Origin of the sequence: Streptomyces sp. NBC_01012, assembly GCF_045162755.1 — a bacterium.
Taxonomy (GTDB): domain Bacteria; phylum Actinomycetota; class Actinomycetes; order Streptomycetales; family Streptomycetaceae; genus Streptomyces.
Window position 1 is genome coordinate 2,570,593 of record NZ_CP108688.1, and the last position, 22,457, is coordinate 2,593,049.

23 protein-coding genes and 1 pseudogene are annotated in these 22,457 nt (G+C 70.9%); 7 read left to right on the top strand and 17 right to left on the bottom strand.

What is annotated here, in order from left to right; genetic code table 11:
- Positions 1-45 precede the first annotated feature (45 nt).
- From OG623_RS11210 to sigE, 5 genes are all read right to left on the bottom strand, one after another.
- Positions 46-708, bottom strand: coding sequence for a hypothetical protein (locus OG623_RS11210; RefSeq protein WP_406146106.1), 663 nt, complete (start codon positions 706-708; stop codon positions 46-48).
- A 125-nt stretch (positions 709-833) separates the two neighbouring features.
- Positions 834-1,301, bottom strand: coding sequence for a sec-independent translocase (locus OG623_RS11215; RefSeq protein WP_406146107.1), 468 nt, complete (start codon positions 1,299-1,301; stop codon positions 834-836).
- Positions 1,302-1,421: 120 nt separating this feature from the next.
- On the bottom strand, positions 1,422-3,089 hold the full coding sequence (locus OG623_RS11220) for a S1C family serine protease (RefSeq protein WP_406146108.1): 1,668 nt from the start codon (positions 3,087-3,089) through the stop codon (positions 1,422-1,424).
- A 112-nt stretch (positions 3,090-3,201) separates the two neighbouring features.
- On the bottom strand, positions 3,202-4,155 hold the full coding sequence (locus tag OG623_RS11225; RefSeq protein WP_406146109.1) for an anti-sigma factor family protein: 954 nt from the start codon (positions 4,153-4,155) through the stop codon (positions 3,202-3,204).
- The gene (gene sigE / locus OG623_RS11230; protein ID WP_406146110.1) at positions 4,152-4,913 is read right to left on the bottom strand and encodes an RNA polymerase sigma factor SigE; all 762 of its coding nucleotides are present in this window, start codon (positions 4,911-4,913) and stop codon (positions 4,152-4,154) included. The genes OG623_RS11225 and sigE overlap by 4 nt, the downstream gene beginning before the upstream one ends.
- A gap of 178 nt (positions 4,914-5,091) precedes the next feature.
- Between sigE and OG623_RS11235 the strand changes: the two genes are divergently transcribed.
- The gene (locus OG623_RS11235) at positions 5,092-5,757 is read left to right on the top strand and encodes an O-methyltransferase (RefSeq protein ID WP_406146111.1); all 666 of its coding nucleotides are present in this window, start codon (positions 5,092-5,094) and stop codon (positions 5,755-5,757) included.
- Between the two features lie 124 nt (positions 5,758-5,881).
- Here OG623_RS11235 and OG623_RS11240 read toward each other — a convergent pair whose 3' ends face one another.
- Positions 5,882-6,049, bottom strand: coding sequence for a DUF3117 domain-containing protein (locus OG623_RS11240; protein WP_003966491.1), 168 nt, complete (start codon positions 6,047-6,049; stop codon positions 5,882-5,884).
- 328 nt (positions 6,050-6,377) lie between these two features.
- Between OG623_RS11240 and OG623_RS11245 the strand changes: the two genes are divergently transcribed.
- On the top strand, positions 6,378-7,187 hold the full coding sequence (locus OG623_RS11245; RefSeq protein WP_406146112.1) for an enoyl-CoA hydratase/isomerase family protein: 810 nt from the start codon (positions 6,378-6,380) through the stop codon (positions 7,185-7,187).
- Positions 7,188-7,229: 42 nt separating this feature from the next.
- On the opposite strand, the gene OG623_RS11250 is transcribed toward OG623_RS11245, so the two are convergent.
- Positions 7,230-7,814 carry a DNA-3-methyladenine glycosylase I gene (locus tag OG623_RS11250; protein WP_406146113.1) on the bottom strand — a complete coding sequence of 195 codons (585 nt, stop codon included), beginning with the start codon at positions 7,812-7,814 and terminating at the stop codon, positions 7,230-7,232.
- Positions 7,811-8,200, bottom strand: coding sequence for a cell division protein DivIVA (locus OG623_RS11255; RefSeq protein ID WP_406146114.1), 390 nt, complete (start codon positions 8,198-8,200; stop codon positions 7,811-7,813). Before OG623_RS11255 ends, OG623_RS11250 begins: the two co-directional genes overlap by 4 nt.
- A gap of 265 nt (positions 8,201-8,465) precedes the next feature.
- Between OG623_RS11255 and folP the strand changes: the two genes are divergently transcribed.
- A complete protein-coding gene (gene folP / locus OG623_RS11260; protein WP_406146115.1) occupies positions 8,466-9,338 on the top strand; it encodes a dihydropteroate synthase in 873 nt (290 codons plus the stop codon).
- Positions 9,339-9,395: 57 nt separating this feature from the next.
- Here folP and OG623_RS11265 read toward each other — a convergent pair whose 3' ends face one another.
- Together OG623_RS11265 and dapE are read right to left on the bottom strand one after the other, a co-directional pair.
- Complete coding sequence (locus OG623_RS11265; RefSeq protein ID WP_406146116.1) at positions 9,396-10,181, bottom strand: TIGR00730 family Rossman fold protein; 786 nt, start codon at positions 10,179-10,181, stop codon at positions 9,396-9,398.
- Positions 10,182-10,266: 85 nt separating this feature from the next.
- Positions 10,267-11,346: a succinyl-diaminopimelate desuccinylase gene (dapE, locus tag OG623_RS11270; RefSeq protein ID WP_406146117.1), complete on the bottom strand. Its 1,080-nt coding sequence runs from the start codon at positions 11,344-11,346 to the stop codon at positions 10,267-10,269.
- Positions 11,347-11,761: 415 nt separating this feature from the next.
- Here dapE and OG623_RS11275 point away from each other — a divergent pair.
- A pseudogene (locus OG623_RS11275) lies at positions 11,762-12,037 on the top strand (ATP-binding protein); the annotation flags it as partial.
- 175 nt (positions 12,038-12,212) lie between these two features.
- Here OG623_RS11275 and dapC read toward each other — a convergent pair.
- Both dapC and fdxA read right to left on the bottom strand, forming a co-directional pair.
- Positions 12,213-13,316, bottom strand: coding sequence for a succinyldiaminopimelate transaminase (gene dapC, locus OG623_RS11280; RefSeq protein ID WP_406146118.1), 1,104 nt, complete (start codon positions 13,314-13,316; stop codon positions 12,213-12,215).
- Between the two features lie 94 nt (positions 13,317-13,410).
- Positions 13,411-13,731 carry a ferredoxin gene (gene fdxA / locus OG623_RS11285; RefSeq protein WP_014154250.1) on the bottom strand — a complete coding sequence of 107 codons (321 nt, stop codon included), beginning with the start codon at positions 13,729-13,731 and terminating at the stop codon, positions 13,411-13,413.
- A gap of 117 nt (positions 13,732-13,848) precedes the next feature.
- Between fdxA and OG623_RS11290 the strand changes: the two genes are divergently transcribed.
- The 3 genes from OG623_RS11290 to OG623_RS11300 all read left to right on the top strand — a co-directional run bounded on the left by OG623_RS11290 (position 13,849) and on the right by OG623_RS11300 (position 17,787).
- Positions 13,849-14,853 (top strand): GNAT family N-acetyltransferase, encoded by a 1,005-nt coding sequence (locus OG623_RS11290; RefSeq protein WP_406146119.1) that lies wholly within the window; start codon positions 13,849-13,851, stop codon positions 14,851-14,853.
- 26 nt (positions 14,854-14,879) lie between these two features.
- The gene (locus OG623_RS11295; protein WP_406146120.1) at positions 14,880-15,725 is read left to right on the top strand and encodes a transglutaminase-like domain-containing protein; all 846 of its coding nucleotides are present in this window, start codon (positions 14,880-14,882) and stop codon (positions 15,723-15,725) included.
- Between the two features lie 268 nt (positions 15,726-15,993).
- Positions 15,994-17,787 (top strand): coagulation factor 5/8 type domain-containing protein, encoded by a 1,794-nt coding sequence (locus OG623_RS11300; RefSeq protein WP_406146121.1) that lies wholly within the window; start codon positions 15,994-15,996, stop codon positions 17,785-17,787.
- A gap of 75 nt (positions 17,788-17,862) precedes the next feature.
- Here the strand turns inward: OG623_RS11300 and OG623_RS11305 are convergent, their stop codons facing one another.
- From OG623_RS11305 to OG623_RS11325, 5 genes are read right to left on the bottom strand one after another with little or no spacing between them, the layout of a single operon-like run.
- The gene (locus OG623_RS11305; RefSeq protein ID WP_406146122.1) at positions 17,863-18,474 is read right to left on the bottom strand and encodes a response regulator transcription factor; all 612 of its coding nucleotides are present in this window, start codon (positions 18,472-18,474) and stop codon (positions 17,863-17,865) included.
- 10 nt (positions 18,475-18,484) lie between these two features.
- Positions 18,485-19,441 carry an IS481 family transposase gene (locus OG623_RS11310; RefSeq protein WP_406146123.1) on the bottom strand — a complete coding sequence of 319 codons (957 nt, stop codon included), beginning with the start codon at positions 19,439-19,441 and terminating at the stop codon, positions 18,485-18,487.
- A 23-nt stretch (positions 19,442-19,464) separates the two neighbouring features.
- The gene (locus OG623_RS11315) at positions 19,465-20,721 is read right to left on the bottom strand and encodes a sensor histidine kinase (protein ID WP_406146124.1); all 1,257 of its coding nucleotides are present in this window, start codon (positions 20,719-20,721) and stop codon (positions 19,465-19,467) included.
- On the bottom strand, positions 20,718-21,473 hold the full coding sequence (locus OG623_RS11320) for an ABC transporter permease (RefSeq protein ID WP_406146125.1): 756 nt from the start codon (positions 21,471-21,473) through the stop codon (positions 20,718-20,720). The genes OG623_RS11315 and OG623_RS11320 overlap by 4 nt, the downstream gene beginning before the upstream one ends.
- Positions 21,470-22,405: an ABC transporter ATP-binding protein gene (locus tag OG623_RS11325; RefSeq protein WP_406146126.1), complete on the bottom strand. Its 936-nt coding sequence runs from the start codon at positions 22,403-22,405 to the stop codon at positions 21,470-21,472. The genes OG623_RS11320 and OG623_RS11325 overlap by 4 nt, the downstream gene beginning before the upstream one ends.
- Between the last annotated feature and the right edge of the window lie 52 nt (positions 22,406-22,457).

The following is a 22,457-nucleotide window of genomic DNA, read 5'->3' on the forward strand; positions in this document are numbered from 1 at the left end:
CCACCCTTGTGCGTGGAGCCCGGGCGTGGTGCCCGGGCCCCTCGCTCAGTGCTCGTACGAGGCGATGTCGCCGATCACCGCGAATCCCAGGCCGTAGGCGCTCATCCCGCGCCCGTACGCGCCGATGTGCACCCCCTCGGGGGCCGAGCCCGCGAGCACCCAGCCGAACTCGGACTCGCGGTAGTGGAAGTCCACCGGCACGCCGTCCACCGGGAGGGACAGCGTCGACCAGGGCTCCTGGTCGAGATCGTCCGCCAGCTCGAACGCGATTTCGGTCTGCTGGTTCAGCCATTCGCCGCGCAGGGTGTGGTCCATCTGCGGGGGCCAGGTGGATTCCAGCAGGCCCGAGCCCGCCAGCCAGGCCGCCGACGAGACCGTGGTGGCGTCCAGCACCCCCGTACCGTCGTCGCTGTCCCGCACGGGGCTGCTGCCCACGGTCACGACGACCGCGAAACGCGCCCTCTCCGCACCCGCGTCGGCCCGTACGACGGGCTCCTCGCCGTGCCCGGTGGAACCGTGGTGCACCGTGTCGTCCGCGGCTGCGGTGACGTGCATCAGCCAGCGCTGCCCCGTGAAGGCCTCGTCCAGCCCGTACCAGGGGAACGGCGCCTTGAGATAGCCGTCGACAGAACGCCGGGGCGCCTGCACCCCTTCTGCGGTGACTGCGTTGGGCGCATCGTCCGCCCCCTCCCGACTCGTCGTCTCCATCTGCCCGGCCGCCTCCTCGATCTGTCACTGATCCGGAGCGGCCCTCCCCCCGTGGGCATGGGCAACTCGCAACCGGACAGATGGAGAATAGCCATACCCTCCGGACGAGTCGGGATTGACGGGTCTCAGGTGGCGTCTGCGTCGAAGGGCGGGCGCTCGTCCTTGACCGGCTGCGCGGGCTTCTTGAGAAGGTCCGGCTTGGCCGCGGGGGCCCCCTCCACGGCGGCGGGGGCGACATCCGCCGCCGCGACGGCCGAGGCGCTCTCGCGGCCGTTCACCGCGTCGGTGACCTCGGCCATCTCCTTGCGCAGGTCGAAGCTCTCGCGGATCTCCTTGAGCCCCAGGTCGTCGTTGCCGTCCATCAGCTGCTTACGGACGAACGTCTTGGGGTTGAGGTCCTCGAACTCGAAGTCCTTGAACTGGGGTCCGAGCTCCGAGCGGATGTCTTCCTTGGCACTGTCCGAGAACTCACGGATCTTACGGATGGTGCGCGTGACGTCCTGGATGACCTTCGGCAGCTTCTCCGGGCCGAATACGAGCACGGCGAGAACCACGAGCGTCAGCAGCTCGAGTGCGCCTATGTCATTGAACACCTTGCTGCTCCTCGTGTTCTCTGCGTGGTCTCCGTGAGTTTCCGCCGCCAGGTCATCAGGGGCCCGGACCGGCTCCACGGTACCCGGCGGAGCTGTCCGCGCGGTACCTGCCGGTGGCCGTCAGGTGCCGCTTGCCGAACCCAGCGTCAAAGTCATGGACAGGTCTTTACCACCGCGGGTCAGGACGAGCCCGAGCCGGTCACCCGGCCGGTGGGCGCGGATCTTGATGATCAGTTCCTCGCCGCTGTGTACACGCTGGCCCTCCACCTCGGTGATGATGTCGCCCGACCTGATGCCGGCCTTGTCGGCCGGGCCGCCCTTGGTCACCGCCGCCGCGCCGCCGGCTCCCTCGCCGCCGACCTTGGCCCCGTCGCCGGTGAACTCCATGTCCAGCGTGACGCCGATCACGGGGTGGGTGGCCTTGCCCGTGTTGATCAGTTCCTCGGCGACCCGCTTGCCCTGGTTGATCGGTATCGCGAAGCCGAGGCCGATGGAGCCGGACTGGCTGCCGTCGAGAGCGGATCCGCTGTCGGCGGCGCGGATGGCGCTGTTGATGCCGATGGCGCGGGCCTCGGAGTCGACCAGGGGGCCGCCGGAATTGCCCGGATTGATCGGCGCGTCGGTCTGGAGGGCGTCGACGTAGCTGACGTCGCTGCCGTCGCCCTTCTCGCCGCCCGCGGTGATGGGCCGCTGCTTGGCGCTGATGATGCCGGAGGTGACCGTGTTGGACAGGTCGAAGGGTGCGCCGATGGCCACCACCGGGTCGCCCACCTGCACGTTGTCGGAGTTCCCCAGGGGCAGCGGCTTGAGCCCCGAGACGCCGTTGACCTTGACGACGGCCAGGTCGTATCCGCTGTCCTTGCCGACGAGCTCGGCGGGCACGCTCTCCCCGCTGCTGAAGGTGACGGTGATCTCGCCGGTGGAGCCCGCGGGGGCGACCACATGGTTGTTGGTGAGGATGTGGCCCTTGTCGTCGAGCACGAAGCCGGTGCCCGTACCGGATTCGGCGGTGCCGTTCACGCGCAGGGTGACCACGCCGGGCAGGGCGCTGGCGGCGATCCCGGCGACGCTGTCGGGTGCCCGGCCGCCGCTGTCCCGGCCGGCCTGGGGCAGTTCGACCGTGGTCAGACCGCCGTTGCGCTCGATGTACGAACCGATTCCGCCACCGATCCCGCCGGCCACGAGTGCGAGCAGCACCGCCCCGAGGAACAACGACCCTCGGCGGCCTCCGCGCGCCCCGGCTTCGGTCCCCTGGCCGGGGCCCGGGTGGCTCAACGGCTGCTGGGGCGTACCCCAGGGGTCGTACCGCAGCCATTGGGAGGGCTGCTGGGGCCCTGGGGCCGTCTGCGTGGGCGGGGGCGGCGGTGTGGGCTGTTGCGGCACGGTGTGCGGGGGCGGCGGCGGGGCTGCCGCGAGGCCGTGCCCACTGGTCCCGGAGTACGGCGGCGGTACGGGAGTCCCCTGGGCCGGGGTCGGCACCGGGCGCTGCACGGGCGGCGCGGGCGCCCATGGCCCGGGACCGCCGTAGGGCGGGGTGCTGTACTCGTCGGGCGCGTGCAGCGGCTGCGTACGGTGCGCCGGCGGCTCGGCGGCGGGGGCGGGGTCAGGGGGTGCGGGCGTGTAGTCGCCGTCCGTCGTCCCGGCGACCGGGTCGGACGCGGTCACGGGTGCGGGCGGCTCTCCGGCTGCCGTGGGTACGGCGTCCTCCGGTCCGGCCGGGTGGCTCCGCTCCGTCGAGGGACGGCTCCACCACTTCGTCTTCGGCCCGCTGGGCTTCCCGTCGTCCATGCTCTCCCCGCAACTGGCCCTTGCACGCCCCACAGAGGCGTTCCTCCCGGAATTCAACCAGGTTTGCGAATCCGCGCGCAGGCTCCCGGCCCGGTGCGGTGTCCTCGTGGTGTCAGCGCAGGGGCGTGAGCGGCATCGCGCGGTCGTGCGGCGACGGCGTGGAGGCCGCGGCCGAGGCCGAAGCGGAGGGCTCCGGGTCCGCGCCGAAGGCGGTGGAGTACAGCGGGCCCGCGTCGGTCGGGCGTATCAGTGGCGGCACGGCCACATTCAGCACGGGGAAGGCGAACGTGCCCCCGGTGAGCGCCGAGTTGCTCAGCAGCGAGGGCGCAGAGGCCGGCTGGGCGGAGGAGAACGGCGCGGCGCTCGGCCTGACGTCCTGGCCCACTCCGGCGGCGAGGGCACCGCCACCGCTGCGGCTGGCCGCCGCACTGGCGCTGCCGGTCCGCTCGTCGGCGTCGAGCGGGGTCGTGCTGGTGCCCGCGCCTTCGGCGCTGAGCGGTGCCTCGGTGGTGTGGTCGAGCGGGAGCGAACCTCCGAGCGCGATGGCCGCGAGCGAGACCGCGCTGGCCGCGACGAACGCGAAGCGCCGGGCACGCCAGGGGGAACGCTCGGCTTCCCGGCTCACGTCATGGATGCGGAAACCCGTGCCGGACGATCCGCCGGGCAGTACGGCGGTCGAGCCGTGGGCCGTGGGGAGATAGCCGAAACCGCCCAGGGGTGAGCGCGCGGAGTCCGCGGGCCCGCCGGGCTGAAGCACGGGGAAGACTCCGTCACCGAAGCGCCGATGACCGTTGACGCCGTCGTCCGGGCCGTCGTCCCCACTGCTGGGGCCCCCGGGGAGACCCTGGAGGCGGGCGAGGAACCCCTCGGACGGCGAAGGTGCGGCGGAGGTCGCGAAAGCGCTCTTCAGCCGCCGCTGGGCGTCGGCCTCGGCCTTGCATCTGGCACATGTCGCCAGATGGGCGAGCACCCGCTCCCGGGCGTCGTGTTTGAGCTCACCGTCGACAAGCGCGGCGAGCCGGTCCCCCAGATGCTGCTCCGCGGGGGTGGGGCCTGTGCCACTCACGCCGCGCCGCCCTCCCCTGCCAGGACCGCGTCCGCCAGGAGACGCTGCTCGGCTCGGGCCTCGGGCGAACGGTGCTTGAGCGCCTTGCGCAGGTGGGAGCGGCCACGGTGGATGCGGCTGCGCACCGTCCCGAGCTTGACGCCGAGGGTGGCGGCGATCTCCTCGTAGGAGAGGCCTTCGATGTCGCACAGGACGACCGCGGCACGGAACTCGGGCGCGAGGGTGTCCAGCGCCTGCTGCACGTCCGCGTCGAAGTGTGTGTCGTTGAAGACCTGCTGCGGGGACGGCTCACGGCTCGGCAGCCGCTCCGCCGCGTCGTCCCCGAGGGAGTCGAAACGGATCCGCTGCTTGCGGCGGACCATGTCCAGGAAGAGATTCGTCGTGATCCTGTGCAGCCAGCCCTCGAAAGTGCCGGGCGTGTAGGTCGACAGCGACCTGAAGACGCGGACGAAGACTTCCTGGGTGAGGTCCTCGGCGTCGTGCTGGTTTCCCGTCAGCCGGTAGGCGAGGCGGTACACACGGGCGCTGTGCGTGCTGACGATCTCTTCCCATGAGGGCGGGGTCCACGCCTGGGATTCCGCATCTGAGGCGAAGGTCGCGGTCGGTGCGGAATCGTTGGAAGAACGGTCAGCAATGTTGGTCACGGATTTCGGCTCACCCGCCGACCTGAGGAAGCGCCGCAGCGCACCCCTCCGATCCACAGGCGCAGCCGCACCTCCCCTATCGGCTCTGGTGGTGTCCAGTGGAGCCCCTACCATAGCCACCTCGCCCGTTAGCTCCGGATAAGCCTTTTTACCTGCTGGTGTCCCGGTGTCCCCGGGAGCAAGAGGCACATTCCGGGCCCGGCCGCAGGGTCCGGTCCATGTGTTCTCCTCCGCCCCTTCATAACGCCCGGTCCCATCTGCGGGTTCCCGGGTCCAGCGGATACAGTCACCGTTGCGCCAACTACGGGGACAGGAGAGGGTCATTACCGCCAACCGGCAGACGAGCTGGGCATTCGCCGACGCCTTTGTCGCCGAGGAAGAAGCTCTGCTCTGGGCCCGGGACCGGGCCCAGGACTCAGGGCTGCGCCCGGTGTCGTCGGGCACCGGTGCGGCACTGCGCCTGCTCGCCGCCACCGCGGACGCCAAGGCGGTGGCCGAGATCGGCACCGGGACGGGCGTGTCCGGAATCTATCTGTTGCAGGGCATGCGCCCTGACGGCGTCCTGACCACCGTCGACCCGGAACCCGAGCGCCAGCAGTTCGCCCGTGAGGCCTTCCGCGCGGCCGGCTTCGCCACGAACCGGGCCCGTTTCATCCCGGGGCGCGCCCTCGACGTCCTGCCGCGGCTCGCGGACGGCGGATACGACCTCGTCTTCTGCGACGGCGACCGGCTGGAGAGCCTCGACTGCCTCGCCGAATCGTTGCGCCTGCTGCGGCCCGGCGGCCTGGTCTGCTTCGAGGGCGTCTTCGCCGACGGCCGCACGATCGACTCGGCGGCGCAGCCGGCCGAGGTGCTGCGCCTGCGTGAACTGCTGCGGGCCGTGCGCGAGAGCCAGGAGCTCATGGCGACGCTGCTGCCGGTGGGCGACGGCCTGCTGTGCGCCGTACGGCGCGGCTGACCCCCCGTCCATCGGCCCTCTCGGCCCTCTCGGCCCGAGCCTCACCCTCACCCGGATCCCGACACGACTCTGCCCCGGCACGGGGTCCGTGCCGGGGCAGCAGTGAAGTGTGGGCGCCTCCGCCTCAGCCGACGACCTTCTTGAGAGCGTCACCGAGTGCATCGGCCTCGTCCGGAGTCAGCTCGACGACAAGCCGACCGCCGCCTTCGAGCGGAACGCGCATGACGATGCCCCGCCCCTCCTTTGTCACCTCGAGCGGGCCGTCGCCCGTCCGCGGCTTCATGGCCGCCATGCTCGTTCCCCTTCCTGAAACCAGCTCATCGCAGCCGGCGGCCCCATGACAGGCGCTGCCTCACCGGCGTCGAACACAATGCTTCCTCCGCATTATCCCGCATCAGAGACCCCGATGACCAACATCGGTCGGCATCGCTTGCACAACGCGCTCTCTCAAAACCACCTAATTCGGCGATCCGGCTGCGATACTGCGCCACCGTCGGCCCTCAGCCGAGGTCCAATCGTTAGACGCAGGTCACATGACCCGGCACATGTCCGGGGCACCTGGAGTCCGCCATGCTTGCCTGGACAGGACAGGCTGCCGGACCCCAGAAGGAGACCCCGCAATGGCCGACACGGCTGACACGGTGCTCACGGACGTGAGCGACGGGCTCGCGACGATCACGATCAATCGTCCCGACGCGATGAACGCCATGAACACCGCCGCCAAGGCCGCACTCCGCGACTCCCTCCGGGCGGTCGCTGACGACCCGGCGGTGCGGGCGGTTCTGCTCACCGCCACCGGGCGCGCCTTCTGTGTCGGCCAGGACCTCAAGGAGCACGTCGCGAAGCTCGCCGAGGCGCGCGAGCCGGAGGGCGGCAACGCCCTGAGCACGGTGCGGGAGCACTACAACCCGATCGTCCGCGCCCTCACCGAGATGGAGAAGCCCGTGGTCGCGGGGGTCAACGGGGTCGCCGCAGGAGCCGGTTTCGGATTCGCGCTCGCCGCCGACTACCGCGTGGTCGCCGACACCGCCTCCTTCAACACCTCGTTCGCCGGGGTCGCGCTGTCGGCGGACTCGGGCGTCTCCTGGACCCTGCCCCGGCTGATCGGCGGGAGCCGCGCCGCAGACCTGCTGTTCTTCCCGCGCTCCCTCTCCGCCCAGGAGGCGTACGAGCTGGGCATCGCGAACAAGGTGGTGCCCGCGGCCGACCTGGCGAAGGAGGCGCACACGGTCGCCCGCGCCCTGGCCGACGGGCCGACGGTGGCGTACGCGGCCCTGAAGGCGTCCCTGGCGTACGGCGCCGGGCACTCGCTCGCCGAGACCCTGGAGAAGGAGGACGAACTCCAGACGAGGGCGGGCGCGTCGCAGGACCACACGATCGCGGTCGAGGCATTCCTCGCCAAGCAGCGGCCGAAGTATCTCGGCAGGTAGGGCGCTGCGGCCGGCGGGCTCCCGGCAGCCGGGCCTGCGGGCCTACGCGCCTTCGCGCCGGGCCACGCAGTCGGCCAGGTGGTCGTCGACGAGGCCGCATGCCTGCATCAGCGCGTACGCGGTCGTGGGGCCGACGAAGCGGATCGAGCGCTTCTTCAGATCCTTGGCCAGCGCGGCCGACTCGGGGGTGATCGCCGGTACGTCGGCGAGGGTCCTCGGGGCCGGCCGCGTGGCCGGGTCGGGTGTGTGGGACCAGATGAGCGCGTCCAGCTCGCCCTCGCCCCAGCCCGCCAGCACCTTGGCGTTGGCGAGGGTGGCGTCGATCTTCGCGCGGTTGCGGATGATCCCGGCGTCGGCGAGGAGGCGTTGCTTGTCGGCGTCGGTGAACTCCGCGACGGCGGAGATCTTGAATCCGGCGAACGCGCTGCGGAAGCCCTCGCGGCGGCGCAGGATCGTCAGCCAGGACAGGCCCGACTGGAACGCCTCCAGGCAGAGCCGCTCGAAGAGCGCGTCGTCACCGTGTACGGGGCGGCCCCACTCGGTGTCGTGGTAGGCGAGGTAGTCCTCCGTGGACAGGCCCCAGGGGCAGCGCAGCCGCCCGTCCGCCGCGGGCTCGGCGCCGCTCAACGCCCGCCCTCCTCGTCCTGCGGACCGTCCGCTGCGGCCGGTCCTTCGGGCCGCTTGAGCAGGTCGGGGCCGTTCACCGCGGTGGCCTGGGCCCCGGCGAGCGCCGATTCCAGCTCGGCGATGTGGGCGTCACGCTCGGCGAGCTCCGCCCCGAGTCTGCCGAGCGCCTCGTCCACGTCCGTCATGCGGTAGCCGCGCACGGCAAGGGGCAGCCGCATGGCCTCGACATCGGCGCGGCCGACGGGGCGCTCGAGGGGCAGCGGGTCGGTGAGCCGCTCGGGCTCGACGTCCTGCAGCACCGCGCTTTTGCCTCCACCGACCACCGCGAGCGTGACCGCGGCCACGACCACGACCATCGTGAGCAGCAAGAACCAGAACACGCGCATCTCCTGGGGAACGGAATACCTGTCCGGGTCAGATCGTGCCATGCGGGACCGACAGTTAGGGTCTTTCGTCTGGATCAGGCCGGATCAGGGAGCGGGGTCCGGTGCGTGCAGCTGCAAGGCGGAGGATTGAGGCAACGCGGAGCGTTGTTGATTGACGACAACGCCGCAGATGTGCGTGCCGGACCCCGCGAGCCCGGCCTGATCCAGACGAAAGACCCCAAGGGTCGCAGGCGGGCCAAAGGGCTACCAGGGAGGAAATGCAGGGATGCGAAGCGATGCGCTCAGGCTGGGGCGGCGGGAGTTCGGGCCGCGCGAGCCGGTGATCATGGCGATCGTGAACCGGACCCCCGATTCCTTCTACGACCAGGGGGCGACGTTCCGCGACGAGCCCGCGCTCTCCCGGGTCGAGCAGGCCGTGGCGGAGGGCGCCGCGATCATCGACATCGGCGGGGTGAAGGCCGGCCCCGGCGAGGAGGTGACGGCGCGGGAGGAGGCACGCCGCACGGTCGGTTTCGTCGCCGAGGTGCGCCGGCGCCACCCGGACGTCGTGATCAGCGTGGACACCTGGCGGCACGACGTGGGTGAGGCGGTCTGCGAGGCCGGGGCCGACCTGCTGAACGACGCCTGGGGCGGCGTCGACCCGAAGCTGGCGGAGGTGGCCGCGCGGTACGGAGCGGGGCTCGTGTGCACGCACGCGGGCGGCGCGGAGCCCCGTACCCGGCCGCACCGGGTCGCCTACGACGATGTGATGGCGGACATCCTGCGGGTGACCCTGGGTCTCGCGGAGCGGGCCGTGGAGCTCGGGGTCAGGCCGGACGGGATCATGATCGACCCGGGGCACGACTTCGGGAAGAACACCCGGCACTCGCTGGAGGCCACGCGTCGGCTGGAGGAGATGACGGCCACGGGCTGGCCCGTACTGGTCTCGCTCTCCAACAAGGACTTCGTCGGCGAGACGCTCGACAAGCCGGTCAAGGAACGCGTGATCGGGACGCTCGCGACGACGGCCGTGTCGGCTTGGCTGGGCGCGCAGGTGTACCGGGTGCACGAGGTGGCCGAGACCCGGCAGGTCCTGGACATGGTGGCGTCCATCGCGGGCCACCGGCCGCCCTCGGTCGCGCGACGGGGCCTGGCGTAGGGCCCTTCGCCGATCCGGGCGAAAGACCCTGGGCCGCACCGCCGCGCACCGCCCCGGCTACCGGCCGACTTCCTTGGTGACCAGCCGGACCGCCTCGTCCACGTCGTCCGTGACGTGGAACAGCATCAGGTCACGCTCGGACGCCTTGCCCCCCGCGACCACCGTGTCCCGCAGCCAGTCCACGAGACCGCCCCAGTACGCCGTGCCGAACAGGACGATCGGGAAGCGCGTCACCTTGCCCGTCTGCACCAGGGTCAGCGCCTCGAAAAGCTCGTCGAGGGTGCCGAGGCCACCGGGCAGCACGACGAAGCCCTGGGCGTACTTCACGAACATCGTCTTGCGGACGAAGAAGTACCGGAAGTTGACGCCGATGTCGACATGTGGATTCAGCCCCGACTCGAAGGGCAGCTCGATGCCGAGTCCGACGGAGACGCCCTTGGCGTCCCTGGCACCCTTGTTCGCGGCCTCCATGGCCCCGGGCCCGCCACCCGTGATGACGGCGAACCCCGCCTCGACGAGCGCCTTGCCGATCTGTACGCCTGCCTCGTAGTCCGGTCCGTCCGCCGGCGTGCGGGCCGAGCCGAAGACGCTGATGGCGCTCGGCAGCTCCGCCAGCGCGCCGAATCCCTCCACGAACTCGGACTGGATCCGCATGACCCGCCAGGGGTCGGTGTGGACCCACTCCGAGTCGCCCTCCGAATCCAGCAGCCGCTGATCGGTCGTGCCCGGCTGGACCTGGTCCCTGCGGCGCAGAACCGGCCCCAGTCGCTGCTCCTCGGGCTTCACCGCACCCTCGGGAATCTGCGCGCCCTCGGGGATCCGTGCGTCCTCCGGGTTGCCCATGACCTGCTCCCTCCGCCGACCTGCGATGTGCGTGTATCGCCCAAGCCTAGATCGGCGGAGGTTACACGCAGGGGAATGCCGTGGGTCAGCTGGTGAGCCAGGAGCGGAGGCGCTCCTCGCAGTGCGTGATCCTTTCGACCCGCACATGCTCGTCGCGCTTGTGTGCGAACAGCGGGTCGCCCGGTCCGTAGTTCACCGCCGGGATGCCCAGGGAGCCGAAACGGGACACGTCGGTCCAGCCGAACTTGGGCCGCGCGACGCCGCCGACCGCGTCCATGAACGCCTTGGCGGCAGGGTGCGAGAGGCCGGGCATCGCGGCGCCCGTGTGGTCGTCCACGACGAACTCGGCCACACCGCAGTCGGCGAAGACCTCCTGGACGTGCGCCTCCGCCTGCTCGGCCGTGATGTCCGGGGCGTAGCGGTAGTTGACGACCACGGTGCAGGCGTCCGGGATGACGTTGGTGGCGACGCCGCCCTCGATGCCCACGGCGTTGAGGCCTTCGCGGTACTCAAGACCGTCGATGACCGGGCGGCGCGGCTCGTACGCGGCCAGCTTGGCCAGCGCGGGAGCGGCGGCGTGGACCGCGTTGGACCCCATCCAGCCGCGTGCGGAGTGCGAGCGCTCGCCCTCGAAGCGCAGATGGACCCGGAGCGTGCCCTGGCAGCCGCCCTCCACCTCGCCGTTGGAGCCCTCCAGGAGTACGGCGAAGTCCGCGTCGAGCCACTCGGGGTGCGCCTCGGCCACGTGTCCGAGGCCGTTGAGGTGGGCGGCGACCTCTTCGTTGTCGTAGAAGATGAACGTGAGGTCGCGGTTGGGGTCGGGCACCGTCGCCGCGATGCGCAGCTGGACGGCGACGCCCGACTTCATGTCGGAGGTGCCGCAGCCCCACAGCACCCCGTCGTCGTCGAGCCTGGACGGCACGTTGTCCGCGATCGGGACGGTGTCGATGTGCCCCGCCAGCACGACACGCTCGGCACGGCCCAGCTGCGTCCTGGCCACGATGTTGTTGCCGTGGCGGTCGACGGTCAGGTGCGGCAGCGGGCGCAGGGCCGCCTCGATGGCGTCGGCGAGGTCCTTCTCCTGCCCGCTGACCGACGGGAAGTCGACCAGCCGGGCGGTGAGCTCCGGGCCGTCCAGGGCGAGGTCAAGCGTGTGTCCATCCATGGCCACGAGCCTAAGCGACCCGCGTCCCGGTCCCGGTGCTGCCCTCCCGTCCACCGCCGGCGCCGCGCGGGGTGCCGGCCTGGGCCGAATGCGGTTCGCTCAGCAGTGCGCCCCGTCATCCGTACGGGCCGTTCGGGGTCCGCCGGGCGCCCCCTTCCACAACCGCTCGACCGACCTCGCGGCGCGGAGGGATTCCCTTGCGTACGGCCGGAAGTGACGGTTCATCAGGTGGCCGTCGAATGCACTGTTCGCCCGGGTTCCTCCGTTGCGGATTATCCGACGCATTACTCAGTCTTTGCCTTGATGCCCCGCAACCTTCCCCGCCCCCTGACCGGTTGTTCAGTGCGTCCGATTCACCGGACAGGCGGATTCCACATCCGCCGAGAACCCGTTGACGTCCCGCCGAAGGAGCATCATGTCCCTCCCCCTGACCCGCCGGATCGCCCGTGCCGCGCTGCTGATCGCCGCTGCGGCCCCCGTGGTCGGCGCGGCCGGCGCCGCCGGTGCCGCGGGACTCCCGCAGACCCCCGCGCTCGGCGGCCTCACCCAGCTCGACGGTGCCGGACTCAGCAGCACGCTGGACTCCACGTCGAAGCAGGGCTCCCAGGTGGCGAACGAGACCGGCGGCAAGGTGGTCGGCACGGCCCTTCCCGCCGCCGGCCAGACCCTGGAGAAGGCCGGCACCCTGGCCGACGGCGAGCTGACCGACGACACCCTCCCCACCAAGGGCCTGCCCCTCGGCTGATCCACGCCGGAACACGCACCACGTGTGCGCGAAGGGGGCCTCGGGAGTGCGCACTCCCGGGGCCCCCTTCGCGCAACCTCGCGCAGCCTTCGCGAGGCAGACGGGAATGGTCGGACAGGCCCTAGGCCAGCCGCTTGACCGCCGCGTCCACCCGCTCGTCCGTGGCTGTCAGGGCCACCCGTACGAAGTGGTCACCGGCGGGACCGTAGAAGTCGCCCGGGGCGACCAGGATGCCGAGCTCCGCCAGATGCGCCACGGTCTGCCAGCAGGGCTCGTCGCGCGTGGCCCAGAGGTAGAGGCTCGCCTCGCTGTGCTCGATCCGGAAGCCATGGGCCTCGAGCGCCGCCCGCAGCACCGTGCGCCGGCGCGCGTAACGCGCCCGCTGCTGCTCCACGTGCGCGTCGTCGCCCAGCGCCGCGACCGTCGCCGCCTGGACCGGGGCCGGTGTCATCATCCCGCCGTGCTTACGGATCTGGAGCAGCTCGCCGAGTACGGACGCGTCCCCCGCGATGAAGGCCGCGCGGTAGCCGGCGAGGTTGGAGCGCTTGGAGAGCGAGTGGACGGCGACGATCCCCTCGTACGTACCACCGCAGACGTCCTCGTGGAGCACGGAGACGGGCTCGGCCTCCCAGCCCAGCTCCAGGTAGCACTCGTCGCTGAAGACCAGCACCCCGTGCTCGCGCGCCCAGGCCACGATCCGGGTCAGCTCGTCCTTCGGCAGGACCCGGCCCGTCGGGTTGGACGGGGAGTTGAGCCAGAGGAGCTTCAGGCCCGCGGGGTCCAGCTCCGTCGGGTCGTCGTAGGCCACGGGCTCCGCGCCGCAGAGCCGCGCCCCGACCTCGTACGTCGGGTAGGCGAGCCGGGGATGGGCGACCTTGTCGCCCGCGCCGAGACCCAGCTGGGTCGGCAGCCAGGCCACCAGCTCCTTGGAGCCGACGACCGGCAGCACGTTCTCATGGGCCACGGCCCTGGCGCCGAGCCTGCGCTCCACCCAGCCCGCCAGCGCGTCACGCAGCTCCTCGGTGCCCCACACCGTCGGGTAGCCGGGGCTGTCCGACGCGTCCGTCAGCGCCTGCTGGATCAGCTCGGGCACCGCGTCGACGGGCGTACCGACCGACAGGTCCACGAGGCCGTCCGGATGGGCCACGGCCGTCGCCTTGTAGGGCGCCAGCTTGTCCCAGGGGAAGACCGGGAGACGGGAGGAGACGGGAACTGCTGCGGACACGGAACTCTGCTTTCTCATACGGGGCGTGGCAGCCGGAAAACACCTCGGTCCCGCACGGTCACAAGCCGTACGGGACCACGCGGCGCTCGTGCGCTTACTGGTTCTGCGGCGGCAGCGCGGCGATGAACGCGTGGTCGCGCTCGATGAGGCCCAGCTTGGAGGCGCCGCCCGGTGAGCCGAGGTCGTCGAAGAACTCGACGTTCGCCTTGTAGTAGTCCTTCCACTCCTCCGGGGTGTCGTCCTCGTAGAAGATGGCCTCGACCGGGCACACCGGTTCACAGGCTCCACAGTCGACGCATTCGTCCGGATGGATGTACAAGGACCTGGAGCCCTCGTAGATGCAGTCGACGGGGCACTCTTCGATGCAGGCCTTGTCCTTTACGTCGACACAAGGCTGCGCGATGACGTAGGTCACGCTGTCGTTCCTCCTCGGTAGGGCGTTGGCTCTCGCGCGGGAGCGCGGCGTCGTCGATGCCCGCCCCTAGTATCTCCGTTCCGGGGCACGATCCGAACAGGAGGGGCGGACAGAGCTGTGGAATTCACCATCGGCGGACGGCTAGAGGTTCGCATGACACCTGCTGACGTGGGGAAACGCGTATCCGTGCGGCGAGTCGCCGACGTGCCGGGCGAGGGCGCGAAGTTCACCGACACGGTCGGGGTTCTCACATCGTGGGACGATGAAGTGCTCTCCGTCACAACGAAGAGCGGCCAGAGCGTCCGTATCCCGGAATCGGCACTGGTGGCGGGCAAGGTCGTGCCCCCGGCCCCCGCACGCCGCCGCGGTCCCGCCGCCTCCTTCGGTGAACTCACGCGGACGGCCGCGCGCGCCTGGCAGCCCGTGGAGAGCGAACTCCTCGGCGACTGGCGGCTGCGCGCGGCCGGCGGATTCACCCGCCGCGCCAACTCCGTGCTGCCGCTCGGCGATCCGGGCCTCCCGCTCGGCGATGCGCTCGCGCGGGTGCGCCGCTGGTACGGAGAGCGGGATCTGCCCCCGTACATCCAGACCGGCACCGGCGCCGAGGACGCCCAGGAGGCGCTCTGCGCGGATCTCGAGGAGCACGGGTGGCGGCGCGAGGTGACGGCCGAGGTGCGGATCGCGGCCCTGGCACCGGTCGGTGACCGTGACGTGGACATCTCCGCCGTACGGCTGACCCGGGAGCCGGACGACGCCTGGCTCTCCCGGTACCAGCGCTTCGAGACCCCGGGGCCCCATGTGCTGGAGGTGCTGGGCAGCGGCCCTTCGGTGTGGTTCGCCACCGTGCCGGGCGACGGCCCGGCGGGGGCACCGCCCGCCGCGATCGGCCGCTGTGTGGTGGACGGGCGCTGGGCGGGGTTCATGGCCGTCGAGGTGGGCCCCGAGTACCGGCGCCGGGGTCTCGCCACGGCGGTGATGACCGCGCTGGCCCGCACGGCGCTGGACGAGGGCGCGTCGGCCGCATGGCTCCAGGTGGAGACGGACAACGAGGGGGCACGCGCGCTGTACGACGGCATGGGCTTCGCCCTCCACCACAGCTACCACCACTTCCGGCCCGCGTAGCGCGGGCAGCAGGGGATGAGTCACCCATGAGCGACGAGGATCCCGGCACGGCCGGGCGACGGCGGCTGTTCGCCGACGAGGCGCGCGCCGAGCGGCCCGACCTCGCGCTGCTCTGTCTGCTGCTGGGCGCCGAGACCGGCCCCGTCCCGCCCGGGGACGCCGATCCGTACGGCATCGACGCGGCGCAGATCGAGCTGGACCGGCTGGCCGGCCTCCTCCCCTACGGAGCCAGGGGACCCCGCGTATGGGCGTCGGCGCTCGCCGAACTGCTGGGCGAGCGCTGCGGTTTCGCGGGCTCCTCGGCGGACTACCAGCGGCTGGAGTCATCCGTGCTCCAGCAGGTCCTGCGCCGCCGCAGGGGCCTGCCCATCCTGCTGTCGGTGGTCTGGATCGAGGTGGCGCGCAGAGCGGGAGCGCCCGTGTACGGACTGGCGCTCCCGGGGCATTACGTGGTCGGCTTCGGCGACCCGGCCGAGCGGGTGCTGGCGGACCCCTTCGCGGGCGGCGCGCCGCTCAGCGGCGAGGACGCGGAGCTGATGGTCACGGGGACGACCGGAGCGCCGGCGCCCCCACCCGTGCCCGCGCGGCCGCTGGAGACGATGCTGCGGATCCTGAACAACGTCCGGGCATGGGCGGCGGCCCGTCCGGAGCGTACGGACGTGGCGCTGTGGGCGCTCGACCTCTCCCTGCTGCTGCCCTCGCACCCGGCCAGGCTCCGCTACGAGCGGGCTCAGCTCCTCGTGCAGCGCGGGGAGTTCCTGCGCGGGGCGGCGGAGATGGACGCGTACGCGGAGATCGTCGACCGGGTCGAGCCGACGGCTGCCGAGGCCATCCGCCACCGCGCCCGGGCGGCGAGGGCACTGCTGAACTAGCCTCCTGCCACGGCACCAGCGCCCGCGCCCCCACCCCCGTGGTCATCCTCTGAACTCACCCGGTCCCCCTGTCTGTACGCAAAGCATCCCAATTGCCTTACCGTCGACGCCATTTGTTGCCGTTACGGGAATCAACCGCGGCTCCCGACGTCACACCTCTTGACGTGTCCAGGGCGACGCCTGTTACATCAGCGAGACTAGAGAGCGCTCTCCGGCCTCTCGTGAAATTCAGTCGTGCACCCGACCCACGACCCAGGAGACGTCATCCATGCAAGCTCCCCCCACCAGTTCCGCGCCCCCCATAGCTCCCCGCAGGCACCGCCGCTCCAAGGTGGTCGGTCTCGCCGCGCTCGCCGTATCGATGCTGATGGCCTTCCCCACCGCCCAGGCGGCGTTCGGCGACGAGGCCGCTGAGCTGCCCGGCGGAGGTGACCTCGGCCCCAACGTGATGGTCTTCGACCCCTCGACCCCCGACATCCAGGGCAAGGTCGACGAGGTCTTCAAGAAGCAGGAATCGAACCAGTTCGGCGAAGACCGCTATGCGCTGATGTTCAAGCCGGGCACGTACGACAACATCAACGCCCAGATCGGCTTCTACACCTCCATCGCCGGCCTCGGTCTGAACCCCGACGACACCACCTTCAACGGCGATGTCACGGTCGACGCGGGCTGGTTCGACGGCAACGCCACGCAGAACTTCTGGCGTTCGGCCGAGAACCTGGCGCTCAACCCGGTCAGCGGCACCGACCGCTGGGCCGTCTCCCAGGCCGCCCCCTTCCGCCGTATGCACGTCAAGGGTGGCCTCAACCTGGCACCCGACGGCTACGGCTGGGCCAGTGGCGGCTACATCGCCGACAGCAAGATCGACGGCGAGGTGGGTCCGTACTCGCAGCAGCAGTGGTACACCCGTGACAGCTCCGTCGGCGGCTGGGGCAACGGCGTCTGGAACATGACGTTCTCCGGCGTCGAGGGCGCACCCGCGCAGAGCTTCCCCGAGCCTCCGTACACCACGCTGGACAACACCCCGGTCTCGCGCGAGAAGCCGTTCCTGTACCTGGACGGCGACGACTACAAGGTGTTCGTCCCCGCCAAGCGCACCAACGCGCGGGGCACTTCATGGGGCAACGGCACGCCGGAGGGCGAGTCGATCTCGCTGGACCAGTTCTATGTGGTGAAGCCGGGCGCGACCGCCGAGACCATCAACGCGGCCGTGGACCAGGGCCTGCACCTGCTGTTCACCCCGGGTGTCTACCACGTCGACGAGACGATCAACATCGACCGCGCCGACACCGTGGCGCTCGGTCTGGGTCTGGCCACGATCATCCCGGACAACGGGGTCACCGCGCTCAAGGTCGGTGACGTGGACGGCGTGAAGGTCGCCGGCCTGCTCATCGATGCCGGGACGACCAACTCCGACACGCTGGTCGAGGTCGGCCCCGAGGGCGCGTCCGCGAGCCACTCGGACAACCCGACGTCACTCCAGGACGTGTTCGTCCGGGTCGGCGGGGCAGGGGCCGGCAAGGCCACCACCGGCATGGTGGTCAACAGCAACGACACGATCATCGACCACACCTGGCTGTGGCGCGCCGACCACGGCGACGGGGTCGGCTGGGAGACCAACCGGTCCGACTACGGCCTCCAGGTCAACGGTGACAACGTCCTGGCGACCGGCCTGTTCGTCGAGCACTTCAACAAGTACGACGTGCGCTGGTCCGGCGAGAACGGCAAGACGATCTTCTTCCAGAACGAGAAGGCGTACGACGCCCCGAACCAGGACGCCATCCAGAACGGCGACATCAAGGGCTACGCCGCCTACAAGGTCGACGACTCCGTCACCACCCACGAGGGCTGGGGCATGGGCAGCTACTGCTTCTTCAACGTCGACCCCAGCATCCGCCAGCAGCACGGGTTCCAGGCTCCGGTGAATTCCGGAGTGAAGTTCCACGACCTGCTCGTGGTGTCCCTGGGCGGCAAGGGGCAGTACGAGCACGTCATCAACGACATCGGATCCCCCACGTCCGGTGAGGACACCATCCCCTCACAGGTGGTGTCCTTCCCCTAGGGCATCTGCCCGGGGATCACGAAGGAGGAGGACCCGGCCGCTGCTGCGGCCGGGTCCTCCGTGTGTCGGGAGCCGTCAGAGCCAGCCCTTGTCGCCGGCGGTTCTGACGGCCTCCGCGCGGTTGCGCGCGGCCATCTTCTGGATCGCCGTGGACAGGTAGTTGCGCACCGTCCCGTGGGAGAGCATCAGCTCGGCGGCGATCTCCGCGTTCGTCGCTCCGCCCGCCGCCGCACGCAGGACATCGCGCTCACGGCCGGTCAGCGGGTTCGTCCCTTCCGCGAGGGCGGCAGCGGCCAGCGCGGGGTCGATGACCCGTTCGCCCCCGAGCACCTTGCGTACGGCGTCGGCGAGTTGGGCGGACGGTGCGTCCTTGACCAGGAAGGCGTCCGCGCCCGACTCCATGGCGCGGCGCAGATAGCCGGGGCGGCCGAAGGTGGTGACCACGACGATCTTGATGTCGGGGAGCTCCCGGCGCAGTTCCGCCGCGGCCTCGATCCCGTTCATGCCCGGCATCTCGATGTCGAGGAGCGCGACGTCGACGGCGTGCTCGCGCGCCGCGGCGACCACCTCGTCACCGCGGGCGGCCTGGGCCACCACCTCGATGTCGGGTTCGAGGCCGAGCAGCGCCGCCAGCGCCTCGCGCACCATGGACTGGTCCTCGGCCAGGAGAAGTCTGATCATGCTCATTCTCCGGATCCTAGGTGTATTGACCCGCAGCGTTGTTCACTCGGCTGATCGGGGGTTGGCCTCCGAGTGCGGTGTGGCAGCGGTGGTGGTTGTAGGTGTGGAGGAAGTCTGCCAGGGCTGTGGTCCGTTCGTCATTTGACGTGTAGGGCCGTTGGTAGGCCCATTCGTCGGCGAGGGTGCGGTTGAAGCGTTCGACTTTGCCGTTGGTCTGGGGCCGGTAGGGGCGGGTGAGTTTGCTGGTCGCGCCGAGTTCGGCCAGGGCGGCCTTCCAGGCCAGGCCCTTGCGGTAGGCCCAGGCGTTGTCCGTGAGGACTCGTTCGATGCGGGTGATGCCCTGACTGTGGAAGAAGGCGGCCGCGCGGGTGAGGAAGCCCGCGCAGGTCGCGACTTTCTCGTCCGGGTGGATCTCGCTGTAGGCCAGGCGGGAGTGGTCGTCCACGGCGGAGTGGACGTAGTCGAAGCCCATCTGGCTGCGGGTGGCCCGGCCGGCCTGGCGGCCCAGGACCTTGTGGCCGCCGCCGTCGGGGATCCGGCCGAGCTTTTTGACGTCGACGTGGATGAGTTCGCCGGGCCGTTCACGTTCGTAGCGGCGGATCACCGTGCCGGTCGGCCGGTCGAGCCAGGCCAGCCGATGGAGTCCCTGGCGGGTCAGGATCCGGTGGACCGTCGAGGCCGGGAGGCCCAGGATCGGGCCGATCCTGGCCGGTCCCAGTTTGCGGGACCGCCGCAGGTCGCAGACCTGCGCCTCGATGGCGGCCGGAGTCCGGTGCGGTGTCGTGAGTGGGCTGCTGGAGCGGTCGTGCAGGCCAACCTCGCCTTCGGCCCGCCACCGCCGCATCCATTTGTGGGCCGTGGCCCGCGATATGCCCATCTCGGCTGCGACATGGGCGACCGGGCGGCCCGAGCAGACCCGCTCGACCAGCAGGCGCCTACCGAAAACGGTCAGCCGGGCATTACGGTGGGACACGAAGACCTCCGTGCGGTGAGTTCCTAGACAGCTCCCACCACACTGGAGGTCTTCGTCATGTTCAAGACCCACTGAGTGTCAACAACGCTCGTGATCAATACACCTAGGGCGGAACCGGCCGGGACACGGAGAGTGAGGGCGAAGCCCTTGCCGGGGCCGCCGCCCGCAGGTCCGGTGGCCAGGGTGCCGTCGACCGTGGCGAGGCGCTCGGCGATGCCGGTGAGCCCGTTGCCCGGCTGGGTGCCCGCCGCGCCCCGGCCGTCGTCGGTGACGGCGAGCTCCAGGACCGGGCCTCCGAGGGTCTGGTGCGAGGTGAGGGCGACCGTGCAGCGATGGGCGCCGCTGTGGCGTACGACGTTGGTGACGGCTTCCCGCAGCCCCCAGGCGAGCACCTCCTCCTGCTTCTCGGGGATGCCGTCCGTGATGTCCTCGGGGACCTCGGCCGGGACATCGGCGGTGATACCGGCGGCGGCGAGTGCCGTACGGGCCCCCGCCAGCTCGCCGGGGAGGGTCGGCCTGCGGTAGCCGCTGACCGCGCCGCGTACGTCGGTCAGGGCCTGGCGGCTCACCCGCTCGATGTCCGCCACCTGCTCCGCGGCCCGTTCGGGCTGCCCCGGGAGCATCCGGCCCGCCAGTTCGCTCTTGAGCGTGATCAGCGAGAGCGAGTGCCCCAGCAGGTCGTGCAGATCGCGGGCCAGCCGCAGCCGCTCCTCGTTGGCGGCGAGCTGGGCGACGGTCGCGCGGGCCTCGCGCAGCTGGATCGTCGTACGGATCATCTGCCGCACCCCGGACATCGCGAACCCGCCGAGCAGCGCCGGGAAGGCCAGCGCCGTGATGATCTCGCGGGCGTGGCCGGCGATCAGGCCGGTCACCACCATCACCGCGGTGGCCGCCGGGATCAGCCAGGCGGCGATCCGCAGCGGCAGGGTCGCCCCCACCGACACCGAGACGTAGACGAACAGCACCAGCCAGGGTGTGCCGAGCATCACGACGAGGGCGAGGGCGAGAGCCGCGAGGAAGGTGATCGTCCAGAGCACGCGCGGGCGGGCCAGGGCCTTCGACGTGTGCCGGAAGACGAGGACCAGGTACACCGCGACGAACACCAGCAGGCCGGTCCCGCCGAGCACCCGGGTCGTGACGGTGTGGTCCCCGCTGACCACGTCCGTGACGGGGGCGCTCATGAACGCCAGCCAGATGCCGATCCACAGCAGCTTCATGGTGAACTGGCGGCGGCCCTGCGGCGGGCGCCCGATGCCCAGCGGCGTCTCGTCGTCGCTCACGCCTTCAAGGTGTCCTTCCGATAGAGCCAGGCCGCGCCGCCCGCGAAGAGCACGAAGTAGGCGCAGAGGACCGCGACGTCCTTGGCGTGCGGCGAGCCGCCCATCTCCACGGACTGGCCGAGAGCAGCGTACGCGTGGGTCGGCAGCCACTCGGAGATCTTCTGGAGCCAGTCGGGGAACGTCGCGGTGGGCATCCACAGCCCTCCGAGGATGGAGAGGCCGAAGTAGATGATCATGGTGATCGGGCGGACCGCGTCACCGCTGGCGACGTATCCGATGGCGACCCCGAGTGCGGCGAAGACCAGGGAACCGGCCCAGATGAGACCGGTCAGCGCCAGCCACTGCCAGGCGTCGAGCCGTACGCCCTTGACGCCGGCGGCGACGAGGAACACGACCACGATGCAGGGCAGCGTGACGATGCCGGCGCCCGCGATCTTCGACAGGACGTAGCCGCGGCCCGGCAGGGCGGTGAGGCGGAGCTGACGGACCCAGCCCTTCTCCCGCTCCTTGGCGATGCGTTCGCTGTTGCCCATGAGGACGGCGGTCAGGGCGCCGAAGGAGGCCATCGAGACCATGAAGAAGGCCTGGAGGGTCAGCTCGGAGCCCGGGACCGTGTCGGTGGTGTTCTGGGTTCCGGAGATCAGCAGATAGATCGCCGACGGGTAGATGACCGAGAAGAACATGAACTTCTTGTTCCGCAGGGTCCTGAGCACTTCGAGCCTGGTGAGGCTCCAGGAGAAGTAGTTCCTCATGCGGTCCTGGCCTCCTCGGCCTCGGTGATGGCGACGAAGGCCTGTTCCAGGCCGAGTCCGGCGACCTCGATCTCGCGCGGGTAGAGGCCGAGGCCGTAGAGCGCGTGGACGGTCGCGTCCGCGTCGTAGGACTGGATACGGACCCGGCGGCCGCTGACGTCGAGGGTGGACAGGGACGGCAGGGCGCGCAGCGCGACCTCGTCGACCGGTCCGTCCAGCTCGAAGGAGATCCGGCGGGCTCCCGCCTTCGCCTTGATCTCGGCGGCGGTGCCGTCGGCGAGTACACGGCCCTTGTGGAGGACCAGGACACGGTCCGCGATGGCGTCGGCCTCCTCGAGGTAGTGGGTGGCGAACAGGACCGTACGGCCCGCGTCGGCCTGTTCGCGCATGGTGGCCCAGAAGGCCTTCCGCGCGGTGACGTCCATGCCGGTGGTCGGCTCGTCCAGCACGATCAGGTCGTTGGCCCCGGCGGTGGCGAGCGCGAAGCGCACGCGCTGTTCCTGGCCGCCGGAGAGCTTGTTGACCAGGCGGTCGGCGATCTGGGTCAGCCCCGCGCGCTCCACCACCTGGTCGACCGGGTAGGCCCTCGGGTGCAGGTCGCAGGCGAGCCTGACGAGTTCCTTGACGGTGACGTCCTCCATCAGGCCGCCGGACTGCAGCATGGCCCCGACGTGGCCCTCCGCGATGGCCTCCTGCGGCGACATGCCGAAGAGCCGGACCTCACCGGAGTCGGCGGTGCGCAGCCCCAGGAGCAGGTCCAGGGTGGAGGACTTCCCGGCACCGTTGGGGCCGAGCAGCGCCACCGTCTCGCCGGGGTGCAGGTCGAGGGTCAGTCCGTCGACGGCGCGTACGGCTCCGTACGCCTTGCTGACATGGTCGAAGCTCACCACGGCGGTTTTCGCCGTGGTGGGTGCGGCGGCTGTTGTTGGCATACGTCCAGCCTGCCGGAGCGGGGTGCCCGGTCGGCAGGGGCGCGGATCACCC

What these genes read in the sequence shown, in the direction of transcription:
- OG623_RS11210 (WP_406146106.1), bottom strand. Translation starts at nt 708, where the DNA reads ATGGAGACGACGAGTCGGGAGGGGGCGGACGATGCGCCCAACGCAGTC.
- OG623_RS11220 (WP_406146108.1), bottom strand. Translation starts at nt 3,089, where the DNA reads ATGGACGACGGGAAGCCCAGCGGGCCGAAGACGAAGTGGTGGAGCCGT.
- sigE (WP_406146110.1), bottom strand. Translation starts at nt 4,913, where the DNA reads ATGGTAGGGGCTCCACTGGACACCACCAGAGCCGATAGGGGAGGTGCG.
- OG623_RS11240 (WP_003966491.1), bottom strand. Translation starts at nt 6,049, where the DNA reads ATGGCGGCCATGAAGCCGCGGACGGGCGACGGCCCGCTCGAGGTGACA.
- OG623_RS11245 (WP_406146112.1), top strand. Translation starts at nt 6,378, where the DNA reads ATGGCCGACACGGCTGACACGGTGCTCACGGACGTGAGCGACGGGCTC.
- OG623_RS11255 (WP_406146114.1), bottom strand. Translation starts at nt 8,200, where the DNA reads ATGCGCGTGTTCTGGTTCTTGCTGCTCACGATGGTCGTGGTCGTGGCC.
- folP (WP_406146115.1), top strand. Translation starts at nt 8,466, where the DNA reads ATGCGAAGCGATGCGCTCAGGCTGGGGCGGCGGGAGTTCGGGCCGCGC.
- OG623_RS11265 (WP_406146116.1), bottom strand. Translation starts at nt 10,181, where the DNA reads ATGGGCAACCCGGAGGACGCACGGATCCCCGAGGGCGCGCAGATTCCC.
- dapE (WP_406146117.1), bottom strand. Translation starts at nt 11,346, where the DNA reads ATGGATGGACACACGCTTGACCTCGCCCTGGACGGCCCGGAGCTCACC.
- OG623_RS11295 (WP_406146120.1), top strand. Translation starts at nt 14,880, where the DNA reads ATGAGCGACGAGGATCCCGGCACGGCCGGGCGACGGCGGCTGTTCGCC.
- OG623_RS11300 (WP_406146121.1), top strand. Translation starts at nt 15,994, where the DNA reads ATGCAAGCTCCCCCCACCAGTTCCGCGCCCCCCATAGCTCCCCGCAGG.
- OG623_RS11305 (WP_406146122.1), bottom strand. Translation starts at nt 18,474, where the DNA reads ATGAGCATGATCAGACTTCTCCTGGCCGAGGACCAGTCCATGGTGCGC.
- OG623_RS11320 (WP_406146125.1), bottom strand. Translation starts at nt 21,473, where the DNA reads ATGAGGAACTACTTCTCCTGGAGCCTCACCAGGCTCGAAGTGCTCAGG.
- OG623_RS11325 (WP_406146126.1), bottom strand. Translation starts at nt 22,405, where the DNA reads ATGCCAACAACAGCCGCCGCACCCACCACGGCGAAAACCGCCGTGGTG.